Consider the following 13,919-nt stretch of genomic DNA (forward strand, 5'->3'; position numbering starts at 1 on the left):
CGCGTTGCACGTCAGGGCTGGTGGCACCACCACCAGCCCTGACGCGCGCCTTGCCGCCCCGCCTTCTGGGGGCAACGCATCTCGCAGATTCAGTGTGAACAGGCCCTAGGCTGCCAGCTTCTTCTCCAGCTTGTCCTTCACGCCCTGCAGTTCCGCCGGCAGCTTGTGCTTGAGCTTGTCGAACAGTTCGGCATGCAGCTCCAGTTCCTTGGCCCAGGCGGCCTTGTCGATGGAGGTGATGGTGGCGAATTGCTCGGCGCTGAAGTCCAGGCCTTCCCATTGCAGGTCATCGAAGCGCGGGGTGAGGCCGAACAGATGCTCGACACCGCCAGTCTTGACGCCCTGCGGATCCTCGATGCGGTCCAGCATCCACTTCAGCACGCGCATGTTGTCGCCGAAACCGGGCCAGACGAATTTGCCATCGGCATCGGTACGGAACCAGTTCACGCAGTAGATCTTGGGCAGCTCGGCAGGCGAGGCGGCGATCTTCTTGCCGATGTCCAGCCAGTGCTGGAAGTATTCGCTCATGTTGTAGCCGGCAAACGGCAGCATGGCGAACGGATCGCGGCGCACCACGCCCTGCTGGCCGACAGCCGCAGCGGTGGTTTCCGAACCCATGGTCGCGGCCATGTAGACGCCTTCGACCCAGTTGCGGGCTTCGGTCACCAGCGGCACGGTGGTGGAACGGCGGCCACCGAAGATGAAGGCCGAGATCGGCACGCCGGCCGGATCGTCCCAGGCCGGATCGATCACCGGGTTCTGGGTGGCTGCAACGGTGAAGCGGGCGTTCGGATGCGCTGCCTTGCGGCCGGTTTCCTTGCCGATTTCCGGGGTCCAGTCCTTGCCCTGCCAGTCGATCAGGTGCGCCGGGGCCTCCTTGGTCATGCCTTCCCACCACACGTCGCCGTCATCGGTCAGCGCCACGTTGGTGAAGATGGTGTTGGCCGAGACCGAGGCCATGCAGTTGTAGTTGCTCTTTTCGTTGGTGCCCGGGGCCACGCCGAAATAGCCGGCTTCCGGGTTGATGGCATACAGGCGACCATCGGCACCCGGCTTGATCCAGGCGATGTCGTCACCGATGGTGGTGACCTTCCAGCCGCCGAAGGCCTTGGGCGGGATCAGCATGGCGAAGTTGGTCTTGCCGCAAGCCGAGGGGAAAGCGGCGGCCACGTAGTGCTTCTTGCCTTCCGGGGATTCCACACCCAGGATCAGCATGTGCTCGGCCAGCCAGCCCTGGGCGCGGCCCATGGTGGAGGCGATGCGCAAGGCGAAGCACTTCTTGCCCAAGAGCGCATTGCCGCCGTAGCCCGAACCGTAGGACCAGATCTCGCGGGTTTCCGGATAGTGGACGATGTACTTGGTGGCATTGCACGGCCAGGCCACATCCTTCTGGCCAGCTGCCAGCGGTGCGCCCACGGTGTGCACGCAAGGCACGAACTCGCCATCGCTGCCCAGCACGTCATACACGGCTTTGCCCATGCGGGTCATGATGCGCATGTTCACGGCCACATAGGGAGAGTCGGACAGCTCCACGCCGATATGGGCGATGGGCGAACCCAGCGGACCCATCGAGAACGGCACCACGTACAAGGTGCGGCCGGCCATGCAACCGTCGAAGAGACCGTTCAGGGTCTGGCGCATCTCGGCCGGATCGGTCCAGTTGTTGGTCGGGCCGGCGTCTTCCTTGTTCTGCGAGCAGATGAAGGTGCGGTCTTCCACGCGCGCCACGTCCGACGGATCGGAACAGGCCAGGTAGCTGTTGGGACGCTTGGCTTCGTTGAGCTTCTTCATGGTGCCGGCGGCAACCATTTCAGCGCACAGGCGATCGTATTCTTCCTGCGAACCATCGCACCAGTAAATGCGAGCCGGCTTGGTCAGCGCGGCGATTTCGGCGACCCAGTTGATCAGTTTCTGGTGTTTGACGTAGGCGGGCGCATTGACTGCGGGAATGCCTGCCATGAGGGGTTGGTTCATATGCTACCTCCAATGCCACAAGTTGATGAATTCGGTTGGCACGGCAGGATCGTCGTTGCACGGATCCGGCGGAATGAACACGCCAGTCAGCAGTACGGCGGTCTTGTCGGTGGCAGCCGTCTCCAGGAGCCCGGCTACCCACCCCGCCTCCTTGCTGGCAGCGGGTTTTGCTCACTCTTCGACAGTCGAGAGTGCAGGAAAGTGGCAGCGATTGTACCCCGATAAAACGGAATTTACGCAAATTTGTAGCGAAAAATACCCGACTTATATAGTAGGTAATTACAAATCAAAAAAAATCTGTTTTTTCATTACCGTTGGATATAACAGCCATTCCTTGATAAACCGCATAAACACTGGATTTGCGGGGCATTGCGGCCGACGAGCCATTCACGTTGTGAATATCTCCTGCAGAAATGCGACAAAAACTTTCACCTTGGCTGTCTCCCGGCGTGTCGGCTGGTAAAGCGCCACGATGTCCGGACCGGCCACCTGCCATTCCGGCAGTACCGGCACCAGGCTACCCTCCTGCAAGGCTGGATCGAGGGTCACCGACATCTGCTGGATGATGCCCCCGCCGGCCTGCGCGGCAGCCACCATGGATTCCACGTGATCCATGGCCAGCAGGCCCTTGGGAATATGCGAGCTTTCCACGCCGTCACGGCCAAAACGCCAGGGCTTGACCATGCGCGTGCGCGGATTCATGAAACCCAGGCAGGCGAACTGGTCCAGCGCCTCGGGCGTCTGCGGCCAGCCGTGCTGCTGCAGGTAGGAGGGTGCCGCGCAGCACAGGTAACGGGTACCGGCCAGCTTGCGCGCCACCATGCCGGAGTCGGCCAGGGTGCCGATGCGCACCACCACGTCCAGTCCCTCTTCGACCATGTCGACCATGCGGTCGCTGACGGTCACGCGCAGTTCCAGTTCGGGATACTGGCGCAGGAAGCGCGGCAGCGCCGGTGCCACGTAACGCCGGCTGATGACGCTGGGCAGGTCGACGCGCAGCAAGCCAGCCGGGCGCGTATCGGAAGCCCGCAAACCCGCCTCCAGCTCGCCCATGTCGGCCAGCAGCCGCAGCGCCTGCTCATGGCAGTGACGCCCCTCTTCGGTGAGCGACATGCTGCGCGTGGTCCGATTGAGCAGGCGCACCTTGAAATGCGCCTCCAGTGCGGCGACGTGGTTGGTCACCGAGGAGGTGGACATGGAGAGCTTTTCAGCCGCCCGGCTGAATGCCCCCGCCTCGACCACGGCGCAAAAGACCTTGAGCATATCCAGTCGGTCCATGGTGTTCTCCCTGTGCTGTCGATATCAGTGCGCTGATTCTAGGGCATGGCGCCCTGCCGATTATTCGCCGATGCGCAATTCTGACTTTGGCGCCGCCCACTTTTTCGGCGCAAGGCAAACCGGGAGACTGCGTGCATCGACCTGCCGCCCTGCGGTGAGGCGATGCTTCCTTCACCCAGACCACATTCAGGAGTCATCATGTCCAACGCCCCTTCCCTCATGCAAGCCGCCCTGCTGACCCAGTTCGGCACCCCGCTGTCGATTGCCCCCATCGAGGTACCGACGCTGCGCCCCGGCCAGGTGCTGGTACGCATCGCCGCCAGCGGCGTCAATCCGCTCGATACCAAGATCCAGGCCGGCAACGCCGCCCACGCCCAGGCCCGCCTGCCTGCCATCCTCGGCATCGACCTGGCCGGCGTGGTCGAGGCTGTCGCGCCTGGCGAAACGCGCTTCGTTGCCGGTGACGAGGTCTATGGCATGACCGGCGGCATCGGCGGTGTGCCCGGTTCGCTGGCCCAGTTCGCCGCCGTCGATGGCGACCTGCTGGCCCACAAGCCGCGCAGCCTGGACATGCGCCAGGCCGCCGCCCTGCCGCTGGTCTTCATCACCGCCTGGGAAGGCCTGGTCGAACGCGCCCGCGTACAGCCCGGCCAGAAAGTGCTGGTGCATGGCGGCGCCGGCGGGGTCGGCCACATTGCGGTGCAGATCGCCCGTGCACTGGGTGCCGAGGTCTATGCCACCGGCAGCGCCGACCAGAAGGACCTCATCGAGAGCCTGGGTGCCACCGCCATCGACTACCGCAGCCAGCAGGTGGAAGACTACGTGCAGCAATACACCGACGGCCAAGGCTTCGACGTCATCTATGACACCGTCGGCGGCGCGACGCTGGACGCCTCCTTCGCCGCGGCCCGCCGCTATGTCGGACACGTCGTCAGCTGCCTCGGCTGGGGCGCACACAAGCTGGCGCCGCTGTCCTTCCGGGGTGCCACCTATTCGGGCGTCTTCACGCTGCTGCCCCTGCTGACCGGCGAAGACCGCGCACGCCATGGCCAGATCATGCGCGAAGCCGCGCGCCTGGCCGATGCCGGAAAATTGCGGATCTTGATGGACGAACGCCGCTTCACCCTGGAGCAGGTCAACCAGGCCCACGCCCTGGTGGCCGAGGGCCAGGCGCGCGGCAAGCTGGTCATCGACATCGGGTTTTGACTGGCGGGGAATCGGCCCAGGCAGCGCCGCCCGTGCCGAATCCCGGCAATCGCTTTATGATGGACGCCCACGCCGGCCACCCAGGTGGCCGGTTACCGCCCCACAAGAGTGCCAGGAGACTTCCCATGAAAATCGCCATCCTCGACGACTACCAGGATGCCGTGCGCCACCTCGATTGCTTTGGCCTGCTCGACGGCCACGACGTCAAGGTCTTCACCAACACCGTGCGCGGCATCGGCCAGTTGGCCGCCCGGCTGGCACCGTTTGACGCCGTGGTCCTGATCCGCGAACGCACCGCCCTCACCCAGCCCCTGCTGGAAAAACTCCCCCTGCTCAAACTGATTTCCCAGACCGGCAAGGTCAGCGGCCATGTGGATGTGGCCGCCGCCACCGCGCGCGGCATCGCCATCGTCGAAGGGGTGGGCGACCCCACCGCACCGGCCGAATTGACCTGGGCCCTCATCATGGCTGCCATGCGCCGCGTGCCGCAATACTGCAGCGCCCTGCGCGCGGGCGCCTGGCAGCAGGTCTCGCCCACGCCGCATCACAATCTGATCGGCACCGCCCTCAAGGGCCGCACCCTGGGCATCTGGGGCTACGGCAAGATCGGCAAGCTGGTGGCCGGCTATGGCCGCGCCTTCGGCATGCAGGTAGTGGTGTGGGGACGCGAGGCCAGCCGCGAGCAAGCCGTCAAGGATGGCCTGCAGGCCGCAGCCAGCAAGGAGGATTTCTTCGCCCAGGCTGACGTGCTGAGCCTGCACCTGCGCTTGAACGACGCCACACGCGGCATCGTCAAGGCCAGCGACCTGGCCCGCATGAAGCCGACCGCCTGCTTCGTCAACACCAGCCGTGCCGAACTGGTCGAGGCCGATGCGCTGGAAGCAGCCCTGCAAGCCGGCCGTCCCGGACTGGCCGCGCTGGATGTCTTCGAGCGCGAGCCGCTGCCGGTGGATTCAGCGCTGCTGAAGATGGACAACGTGGTGGCCGCCCCGCACCTGGGCTATGTGGAAAAAGACGGATATGAACTTTATTTCCGCGCGGCCTTCCAGAACATCGTCGACTACGCCGCCGGGACGCCCAGGAACGTCCTCAATCCTGAGGCTCTGGGGTGATGCGGTGAACGGTTTTGACCGGCGGGTCATAGGTCAGCTGCGGCATGGCCCCGGCACGCTTCCACAGGTGCCGCCAGCCCGGCGGCCAAGGTAGCGGCGGCCCGGCGTATTCGGGAACATTGCGCCGGATCGGGATCACCGGCAGGTGTTCCGGGATGCTGCCGTTGCTGTGCCAGCCGAGGCTGAAGGCGTAATCCGGCAAGAGCGTGGCGCAAACCAGTTCGAACCAGCTGGCGTGGGCCTCGTCCTCGCCCAGCGCCTGGGCCAGTCCCTGCGGGTCGAACTGGGCCAGCAGGCGCGCCAGTTCCTCGGGTGACGAGGACGGCCCATCCCCCCAGCCCATCACCGGATTGAAGTTGTAATCGGCCCCCGAGCCATACCAGCCCTCGCGCCAGGGCCGCTCGATCCAGTTGCGCGGGCCGCTGAAGAGATGCCAGCGCCAGTGCAGTCCGGACGGCTTGGGCCAGCTGTACAGATACAGGCGCTGATAACCGGCGCGATGCAGCTCGCGCACCATGGCCATCAGGCGCGCATGCGGCATGCGATCCGGCGGGGCACGGCGGAACAGGATGGGCGTGCCATCGGCGTGCTGCACTTCGTCCGACGACAGGTTCAGGTCCAGGGTGCGCACCTCGCTGCCGAAGCGCGCAGAAATCCAGCCCGTCATCAGGTTGACGAGCACGATCACGCCATAGCCGCGATGGCGGTGGAAGATGACGGTGCCGGGTGCCAGAGGTTTCATATCCGGTCCATTATAAATGTCCTGAGAAAATCGCTCCGGGCCAACCAGTCTCCCGGCATAAATGAAGCTTCCTGCGTGTAAGATAGCGCCTGCCAGCGGCCATTGCGGCGGCTATCCGGGGGGAAGCGGCTGGCACGCGGCGTCCGGGAGCGCATCTTGCTTATCCCGCGATGTGAACATTTTTGACCAGTTGGAAGATAGGAACCCATGAGCCTGCGCATCATCGCCACCGGCGGCACCTTCGACAAGCACTACGACGAAATCGCCGGCCAGCTTGGCTTCAGTGAAAGCCATTTGCCGGACGTCATCGCCCGTGCCCGCATCACCACCGACGTCTCCCTGGAAACCCTGCGCCTGCTGGATTCGCTGGAGATGCAGGACGGCGACCGCCAGCGCGTGCTGCAAGCCTGCCAGGCCTCGACGCAGCAGGCCATCGTCATCATCCACGGCACCGACACCATGCAGCAGACCGCCCAGGTGCTGGGCCCGGCGCTGACCGACAAGACCGTGGTGCTGACCGGGGCCATGATTCCCTATGAGATCGCCAACTCCGACGCCTTCTTCAACTTCGGCTTTGCCTGCGGCGTGGCCCAGGTGCTGCCTCCGGGCGTGTATGTGGCGATGAATGGCCGCATCTTCGCCTGGAACAAGGTCGCCAAGAACCGCAGCGCCGGCGTGTTCGAGCCGATCTGACCCCGGCTGTGGGCAGGTTCCGCCCTTCAGCGCGGCGCCTGCCGCTGCGCCCAGTCGCGGCAGAACGACAGCAGCGCCGTCAGGCTGGGCGACGGCGCCCGGTGACGGCTGACCACCATGTAGAAATGCCGGCGCAAGGTCGGCAGGGGCGTGTCCAGTTCGACCAGCTTCCTCGATTCGATCAGGTCTTCCACCACCGAGCGTGACAGGCAGCTGATGCCCAGCCCTTCGGCGGTGGCGCGCTTGATGGCTTCCGAATTGCCGAACTCGAACGACGAGGGCAGGTAATGCAGGTAGGGAATGAGCGCATGCTCGACCGCCTCGCGCGTGCCGGACCCGGCCTCGCGCAGCAGCCAGTCGGCCTGGCGCAGCATCTTCAAGGTGATCTTGCGGCGCGCGCGGACAAGGGGATGCCTGGGGGCCGCGACCACGATCAGTTCATCGGTCATCCACGGCTCCACCTGCACATCATCGGCGTGGCAGGGGCCTTCGATCAGTCCCGCATCGACCTCGAAATTGACCACCGCCGCCACGATATCGGCCGTATTGGCCACCAGCGCCCGCACCCGCGCACCGGCATGCACGCGCCGGTAGGCGGCGATCATGGCCGGCAGCAGATAGCTGCCGATGGTAGTGGAGGCCCCCAGATGCAGATCGCTGCCGGCTGCCGGATCGCTGAACTGACGCTCGATGGTCTGTGCCGCGTCCAGCATGTGGCGCGCCTGGGGCAGCAACTGACGGCCACTGTCGTTCAACACCAGCCGCTTGCCTACGCGATCAAAGAGCTGCACGCCCAGCAGACTCTCCAGCTCGTTCAATGCCGCACTGGCGGCCGACTGCGACAGCGCCACCAGCCCGGCCGCCGCCGTGGTCGAACCGGACTGGGCCACGGCCAGGAAAATCTGCAATTGCCGCAAGGTGATCCGCATCGATGACTCCTTTCATGATTCCCGACGGCCGGGAGCGCGCAGAGGCCGGCCCGCCATCTACCCATTGAACAGGTAGATATTAGAAAAATAACTCGTTTTTCTTTTAATTGCACGACGCGTACAGTGCACTCCATCGACAGCAACGACATTTTTGGAGAGCCTCATGCGTACCGCCATCCAGACATCCCCCCTGCATCCCGCCGCCGCCGGGCTGGCGCTTTCGGGCGCCGTGGCCTGGGCCGCCATGCGCCTGGGCGACATCGGCTGGCTGCAGAACCACGGCTTCTCGGCGCTGACGGTGGCCATCGTGCTGGGCATCGTGATCGGCAACACCGTCTATCCACGCCTGGGTGCGTACTGCGGCGAGGGCGTGCGCTTCTCCAAGCAGACCCTGTTGCGCGCCGGCATCATCCTCTACGGCTTTCGCCTGACCTTCCAGGACATCGCCCACGTGGGACTGGCCGGTGTGGCGATCGACGCCGTCATGCTGCTGTCCACCTTCGGTCTGGCCTGGCTGGTCGGCACCAAGCTGTTGAAGCTGGATCGCGAAGCCGCGCTGCTCATCGGTGCCGGCAGCTCCATCTGCGGTGCGGCCGCCGTCATGGCCACCGAGCCGGTACTGCGCGCACGCAGCGAGCAGGTCACGGTGGCGGTCTCGACCGTGGTCATCTTCGGGTCACTGGCGATCTTCCTGTATCCGCTGCTCTACACGCTGCAGGGCGAAGCGATGTGGGGATTGCGGCTGCCGGACTTCGGCGTCTACATCGGTTCCACCGTCCATGAAGTGGCACAGGTGCTGGCTGCGGCCCGCTCCATCGACCAGCACACGGCCGACGTGGCCGTCATCACCAAGATGGTCCGCGTGATGATGCTGGCGCCCTTCCTGCTGATGCTGTCGATGAAGGCGGCACCGTCCCTTTCCGGTCACCAGCATCAGCACCGCAAGCTGTCCATTCCGTGGTTCGCCTTTGCCTTCATCGGTGTGGTGGTATTGAACTCCTTCTTCCCGCTGCCGGCCCAGGTCAACCAGTTGGTGCTGCAAGCCGATACGCTGATGCTGGCCATGGCCATGGCGGCCCTGGGACTGTCCACCCACCTCTCGGCACTGCGCAGTGCCGGCATGAAGCCGATGATCCTGGGTGCGATCCTGTTCGCCTGGCTGATCATCGGTGGGGCCCTGGTCAATGGTGCACTGGGACGCCTGCTGGCCTGAACCTGAAGCCCCGACACCGACACCGAAGAAAAAGGCGCGGTCCTTGCGGATCGCGCCTCTTTTTTGCGGCTTCAGGAAACCTGACGCAAGCAAGCAATTCGTTCAGCTTCTTCAATGCAGCTCGCCGCGCTGGGTCAGCTCGCGGATGATGCGTACCGTATCGATATCGGCTTCCTGGTAGGCCGAGCGACGGAAGTTGTCGTAGAAGGCTTCTTCGCCGGTCACATCCTCGGGCTTGCCATCGTCATATTCGAAGCGCACGAAGAGCACATCGGTCTGCGGCTCCTCGATGGTCATGCTCATGCGCGAGGCCGCAATCTCGCCCTGCGCGGGCACTTCATAGAGCACCTGGATCTGCGGCAGGTAGGTGACCTTGTCGATGATGACCAGTTCGCCATAACGCAGCTCGCGGCGCACGCTGTCCAGGCTCTTCTCGGAGAGGCGGCAGTCGTCCAGGTGCGGCATGAACAGGCGCGGGGACTCTGCGCGCAGGACCAGGCCGCGCCAGAGCTGCTCGCGGCTCAGAGGATCGATGAGCGCATTGAGCGGATCGTTGATCTGGATGAGATGGTTGAATTTCATGGTTGCTCTCGTGATGTTGTTGCCACCGGCAATGCGGGCATTGTCCCACAGGCACCGCCGGGTGGCTCGGGCGGGCTGCTACAATGGCGCCTCGTTTCTTCTCCTGCCCACGCCGATCGCCTCCGTATGTCCGCCCCCTCCTTCGGCCTGAACAAGCCGCAAAGCGAAGCCGTCCACTACATGGCCGGGCCTTGCCTGGTGCTGGCCGGCGCAGGTTCCGGCAAGACCCGCGTGATCACGCAGAAGATCGCCCACCTGATCGAAAACTGTGGCTACGAATCGCGCAACATCGCCGCGCTCACCTTCACCAACAAGGCCGCGCTGGAAATGCAGGAGCGCATCGCCAAGCTGCTCAAGGATCCCAAGCAGGCCAAGCACCTCACGGTGTCGACCTTTCACTCCCTGGGCGTGAAGATCCTGCGGCAGGAGTCCAAGCATCTGGGGCTGAAGGATCGCTTTTCAATCATGGACAGCGACGATTGTTTTTCCCTGGTGCAAGAACTGGCGGTCACTACCGACAAGGCCATCATCCGTGGCATCCAGAATGCCATCTCCTTGTGGAAGAACGGCCTGATCGACCCCGACCTGGCCGAGAAGAATGCCCGCACCGAAGACGAAGCCCAGGCCGCGCGCATCTATCGCAGCTACGTGGCCACGTTGAAGGCTTACCAGGCGGTCGATTTCGATGATCTGATCCGTCTGCCGGTGGAGCTCTTCCGCAGCAACGAGGAAGTGCGCGACCGCTGGCAGCGCAAGCTGCGCTATCTGTTGATCGATGAGTACCAGGACACCAACACCTGCCAGTACGAACTGGTCAAGCTGCTGGTGACCGGCGTGGGCAAGAAGCCGATGTTTACCGCCGTGGGCGACGATGACCAGGCCATCTATGCCTGGCGCGGCGCGACCATCGAGAACCTGAAACTGCTGGGCGTGGATTTTCCCAACCTGCACCTGATCAAGCTGGAGCAGAACTATCGTTCGAGCACGCGCATCCTGCAGGCGGCCAACGCGGTGATCTCCAACAATCCCAAGCTGTTCGACAAGACCCTGTGGTCCGAGCACGGGCTGGGCGACCCGATCACGGTCATGGCGATGGATGATGAAGAAGCCGAAGCCGACCAGATCGCCATCACGCTCTCGGCGCATCGCTTCGAGCGGCGCGCCAAGTTTGCCGATTACGCCATCCTGTATCGCGGCAACCACCAGGCGCGCATCCTGGAAAAATCGCTGCGGCGCGAACGCATTCCGTACGTGATGTCGGGCGGCCAGAGTTACTTCGACCGCGCCGAGATCAAGGACATCATTGCCTACCTGCGTCTGATCGCCAACCAGGATGATGACCCGGCCTTCATCCGCGCCGTCACGACGCCGCGCCGAGGCGTGGGCCAGGCCACGCTGGAAGTGCTGGGTACGCTGGCCGGACAGTGGCAGTGTTCCTTGTTCGAAGCGGTCTACAAGGGGGGACTGGAAGACAAGCTGACCGACCGCCAGCTGCTGCCGCTGCGCAAGTTCTGCGACTTCATCAACGCGCTGGAATCCCGCGCCACCCGCCCCGGCCCCTCCGGCAGCGGCGCCGAGGCCGGCAAGGTGCTGGACGACATGATGGAGGCCATCAACTACGAGTTCTACCTCTACGACAGCTTCGAGGAGCGCGCTGCGCAGGCGCGCTGGCAGAACGTGGTCGACTTCATCAACTGGCTCAAGGAACGCGCCTGCGGTGGACGTGATGGCGAGGGCGAAGAGAAGAACCTGCTGGAAATCACCCAGATGGTGGCGCTCATGAGCATGCTCGAAGGGCGCGACGAAGAGCAGGATGCGGTGCGCATGTCGACCCTGCATGCCTCCAAGGGACTGGAGTTTCCGCACGTGTTCCTGGTCGGTGTGGAGGAAGGCATCCTGCCGCACAAGGGTGATCCGGATACCCCACCGGAACAAGCCGCTGCGCGCGTGGAAGAGGAGCGTCGTCTGATGTACGTGGGCATCACGCGCGCGCAGCGCTCGCTGCACGTGTCCTGGTGCAAGCGCCGCAAGCGCGCCAAGGAAGTGATCGATTGCCAGATCTCGCGCTTCGTCAAGGAGATGCGCCTGGACGAAGGCGAGGCGGTGCCGCAGGAGAGCGAGAAGATCACGCCGCAGGCACGGCTGGCCAATTTGAAGGCCTTGTTGCAGAAGCCGCGCAATACGCCGGAACAAGGTTAGTACCTGCCGTATCGGGGACTGACAGGGCCGGTTCCCTTATCTCGCTGCATCCATCCGCTTGACAGTCATTGCTTCACAACGGATTGACTGCCAATCAAAACTGCCAAAATGATTTGGCGAAAAAATCGAATTACTTCCATTGAGAAAGTGCCTCGTGCAACGGAGACTGTCGCCTTCGTCGCTCGGGGCCTCTGCTGCATCGATGAGTCCATGGGCATAGGCCGCATCCGGAACTTCCTCATTCAAGCAGAGCGTGTGCTCACTTCGCAAGAGGTACTGCGATTTTCTCCTGTTTGTTCACTGGCATGTTTCGGAATGCGCGAATTCTCTCTGGAAGCCGCATCGCATGCCCTCCCCCTCGCCGAATGATTCACCACGCTCCCAAGCGCGCATTACGCAGCATCTCACGCAGCATCGCCGGCTGCTCCAACTGGACTCGCCACTCGGGCCAGACGTCCTCTTGCCACAAAGGCTGATCGCCACCGAGCGACTCAATGATGGCTACGAAGTCACCGTCGATCTGCTGAGCACGCACACCGGCATTGCGCTGGAACAGTTGATTGCGCAGCCAGTCACGCTGTGGATCCGGCAGCATGAGGGCGAGACCCTGCCCTGGCATGGCTACGTGCATACTGCAAAGCGCCTGGGCAGTGACGGCGAACTCGATTTCTGCCAGCTCTCGTTCTCTTCGTGGCTGCATTTCCTGCGCTTTCGCAAGGATGCCCGGATCTGGCAGGACAAAAGGACCGAGGACATTCTCGCCGAGGTCTTCAACAACCACCCGCAAGCACGCGGCAATTACCGTTTTGTCCTGGAACGAACTTACGTCCCGCGCTCCTATTGCACCCAGTACGAAACCGACTGGCATTTCGTCCAGCGCCTGATGGAAGAAGAAGGCTGGTTCGCCCATCACGAACAGCGGGAAGATGGCAACGGCCACGTCCTGGTCATCACCGACAACACCTGGAACCTGCCCGGCTTGCCCCAGCAAGACATCGCCTTCCACGGTGCCGGCCCCCGCGACGAGCTCGACAAGATCCTGCATTGGAGCGCCAGCCGCACGCTTTCCTCCAAGACATGGCGGGGCCGCAGCGACGACTACAAATCGCCTCGCATGCAGAAGGAAGCCGAAGAACAGGTGATGCCCGAATACGGCCAGCTGCCCGCACAGCTGGAGATGTATGAGTACACCGGTGCTTACAGTTTTGCGCAGCAGGCACAAGGCAATCGACAGGCCGACCTGCAAGTGGAGCAGTGGGAATCCTCCATGCAGCGCTACGCTGCCGTCTCGGGTGTACGCAATCTGGCTTGCGGGCGCTGGTTCAGGCTGGAAGAACATCCCCTGCACCGGGCCGAGCCCGACAGGGAACGCCAGTTCGTCATCCTGGCCATAGATTGGTTCATCGAGAACAACCTTCCCCTGTCGCATCAGGCACTGGATTTTCCGGGCAGCCTGAGCGCCACGCTGGCAGCATTCAAGGAGTCGATCCGGCGCGAACGGCAGGTCGATGAAACGGACAACGAACACACCGGCCATTGCTTCAACCGCTTCGAGGTACAGCGCCGCAAGCTGCCGTTTCGTGCTGCGCGCACGCATGCCAGGCCTGTCATGCTCCCGCAGACGGCCATCGTCGTGGGGCCTGCCAGTGAGGAGGTCTATACCGATCATCTCGATCGCATCAAGGTCCAGTTCCGCTGGGACCGCATCAATCCCGGCAACGAGGCGGCGTCCTGCTGGGTGCGGGTGAGCTACCCCAATGCCGGCCAATCCTGGGGTGCGATTCAGGTGCCGCGCATCGGGCAGGAAGTCATCGTCTCCTTCCTCAACGGCGACCCGGACCGGCCAGTCGTGACCGGTCGCTTGTTCAATGGTGAACAGCGTCCGCAGTGGCATACCAACGGGCGGCTCTCGGGTGTGAAGTCCAAGGAATTCGGTGGCACCGGCTTCAACCAGATGGTGATGGACGACACCCCTGAGCAGAACCGGATTC

At 63.5% G+C, this 13,919-nt stretch carries 11 protein-coding genes; 6 read left to right on the forward strand and 5 right to left on the reverse strand.

What is annotated here, in order from left to right; translation table 11 throughout:
- Positions 1 to 105: 105 nt before the first annotated feature.
- Both HNO82_RS21595 and HNO82_RS21600 read right to left on the reverse strand, forming a co-directional pair.
- A complete protein-coding gene (locus HNO82_RS21595; RefSeq protein ID WP_175345090.1) occupies positions 106 to 1,974 on the reverse strand; it encodes a phosphoenolpyruvate carboxykinase (GTP) in 1,869 nt (622 codons plus the stop codon).
- A gap of 387 nt (positions 1,975 to 2,361) precedes the next feature.
- Positions 2,362 to 3,252 (reverse strand): LysR family transcriptional regulator, encoded by an 891-nt coding sequence (locus HNO82_RS21600; protein WP_175345091.1) that lies wholly within the window; start codon positions 3,250 to 3,252, stop codon positions 2,362 to 2,364.
- A gap of 198 nt (positions 3,253 to 3,450) precedes the next feature.
- Here HNO82_RS21600 and HNO82_RS21605 point away from each other — a divergent pair, with 198 nt between their 5' ends.
- Complete coding sequence (locus HNO82_RS21605; RefSeq protein WP_175345092.1) at positions 3,451 to 4,458, forward strand: zinc-dependent alcohol dehydrogenase family protein; 1,008 nt, start codon at positions 3,451 to 3,453, stop codon at positions 4,456 to 4,458.
- Positions 4,459 to 4,583: 125 nt separating this feature from the next.
- The gene (locus tag HNO82_RS21610; RefSeq protein WP_175345093.1) at positions 4,584 to 5,570 is read left to right on the forward strand and encodes a D-2-hydroxyacid dehydrogenase family protein; all 987 of its coding nucleotides are present in this window, start codon (positions 4,584 to 4,586) and stop codon (positions 5,568 to 5,570) included.
- Here HNO82_RS21610 and HNO82_RS21615 read toward each other — a convergent pair.
- Entirely contained in the window at positions 5,548 to 6,312 is a 765-nt protein-coding gene (locus HNO82_RS21615) for an L-asparaginase (protein WP_175345094.1), read from the reverse strand. The two genes, HNO82_RS21610 and HNO82_RS21615, sit on opposite strands and share 23 nt — an antisense overlap.
- A 207-nt stretch (positions 6,313 to 6,519) precedes the next feature.
- Between HNO82_RS21615 and HNO82_RS21620 the strand changes: the two genes are divergently transcribed.
- The gene (locus tag HNO82_RS21620) at positions 6,520 to 7,005 is read left to right on the forward strand and encodes an asparaginase domain-containing protein (RefSeq protein WP_008332892.1); all 486 of its coding nucleotides are present in this window, start codon (positions 6,520 to 6,522) and stop codon (positions 7,003 to 7,005) included.
- A 26-nt stretch (positions 7,006 to 7,031) separates the two neighbouring features.
- On the opposite strand, the gene HNO82_RS21625 is transcribed toward HNO82_RS21620, so the two are convergent.
- Positions 7,032 to 7,934, reverse strand: coding sequence for a LysR family transcriptional regulator (locus tag HNO82_RS21625; RefSeq protein WP_008332894.1), 903 nt, complete (start codon positions 7,932 to 7,934; stop codon positions 7,032 to 7,034).
- Between the two features lie 163 nt (positions 7,935 to 8,097).
- Between HNO82_RS21625 and HNO82_RS21630 the strand changes: the two genes are divergently transcribed.
- Positions 8,098 to 9,147: a YeiH family protein gene (locus HNO82_RS21630; RefSeq protein ID WP_008332895.1), complete on the forward strand. Its 1,050-nt coding sequence runs from the start codon at positions 8,098 to 8,100 to the stop codon at positions 9,145 to 9,147.
- Between the two features lie 111 nt (positions 9,148 to 9,258).
- On the opposite strand, the gene HNO82_RS21635 is transcribed toward HNO82_RS21630, so the two are convergent.
- Positions 9,259 to 9,729, reverse strand: coding sequence for an SRPBCC family protein (locus tag HNO82_RS21635; RefSeq protein ID WP_175345095.1), 471 nt, complete (start codon positions 9,727 to 9,729; stop codon positions 9,259 to 9,261).
- A gap of 126 nt (positions 9,730 to 9,855) precedes the next feature.
- Between HNO82_RS21635 and HNO82_RS21640 the strand changes: the two genes are divergently transcribed.
- On the forward strand, positions 9,856 to 11,928 hold the full coding sequence (locus tag HNO82_RS21640) for a UvrD-helicase domain-containing protein (RefSeq protein WP_008332897.1): 2,073 nt from the start codon (positions 9,856 to 9,858) through the stop codon (positions 11,926 to 11,928).
- Between the two features lie 460 nt (positions 11,929 to 12,388).
- Positions 12,389 to 13,919, forward strand: a 1,531-nt coding sequence (locus HNO82_RS21645) for a type VI secretion system Vgr family protein (protein WP_249777067.1), incomplete at its 3' end; no start/stop codon positions are given.

It is taken from the genome of Herbaspirillum sp. C9C3 (assembly GCF_013359625.1).
GTDB lineage: Bacteria > Pseudomonadota > Gammaproteobacteria > Burkholderiales > Burkholderiaceae_D > Herbaspirillum.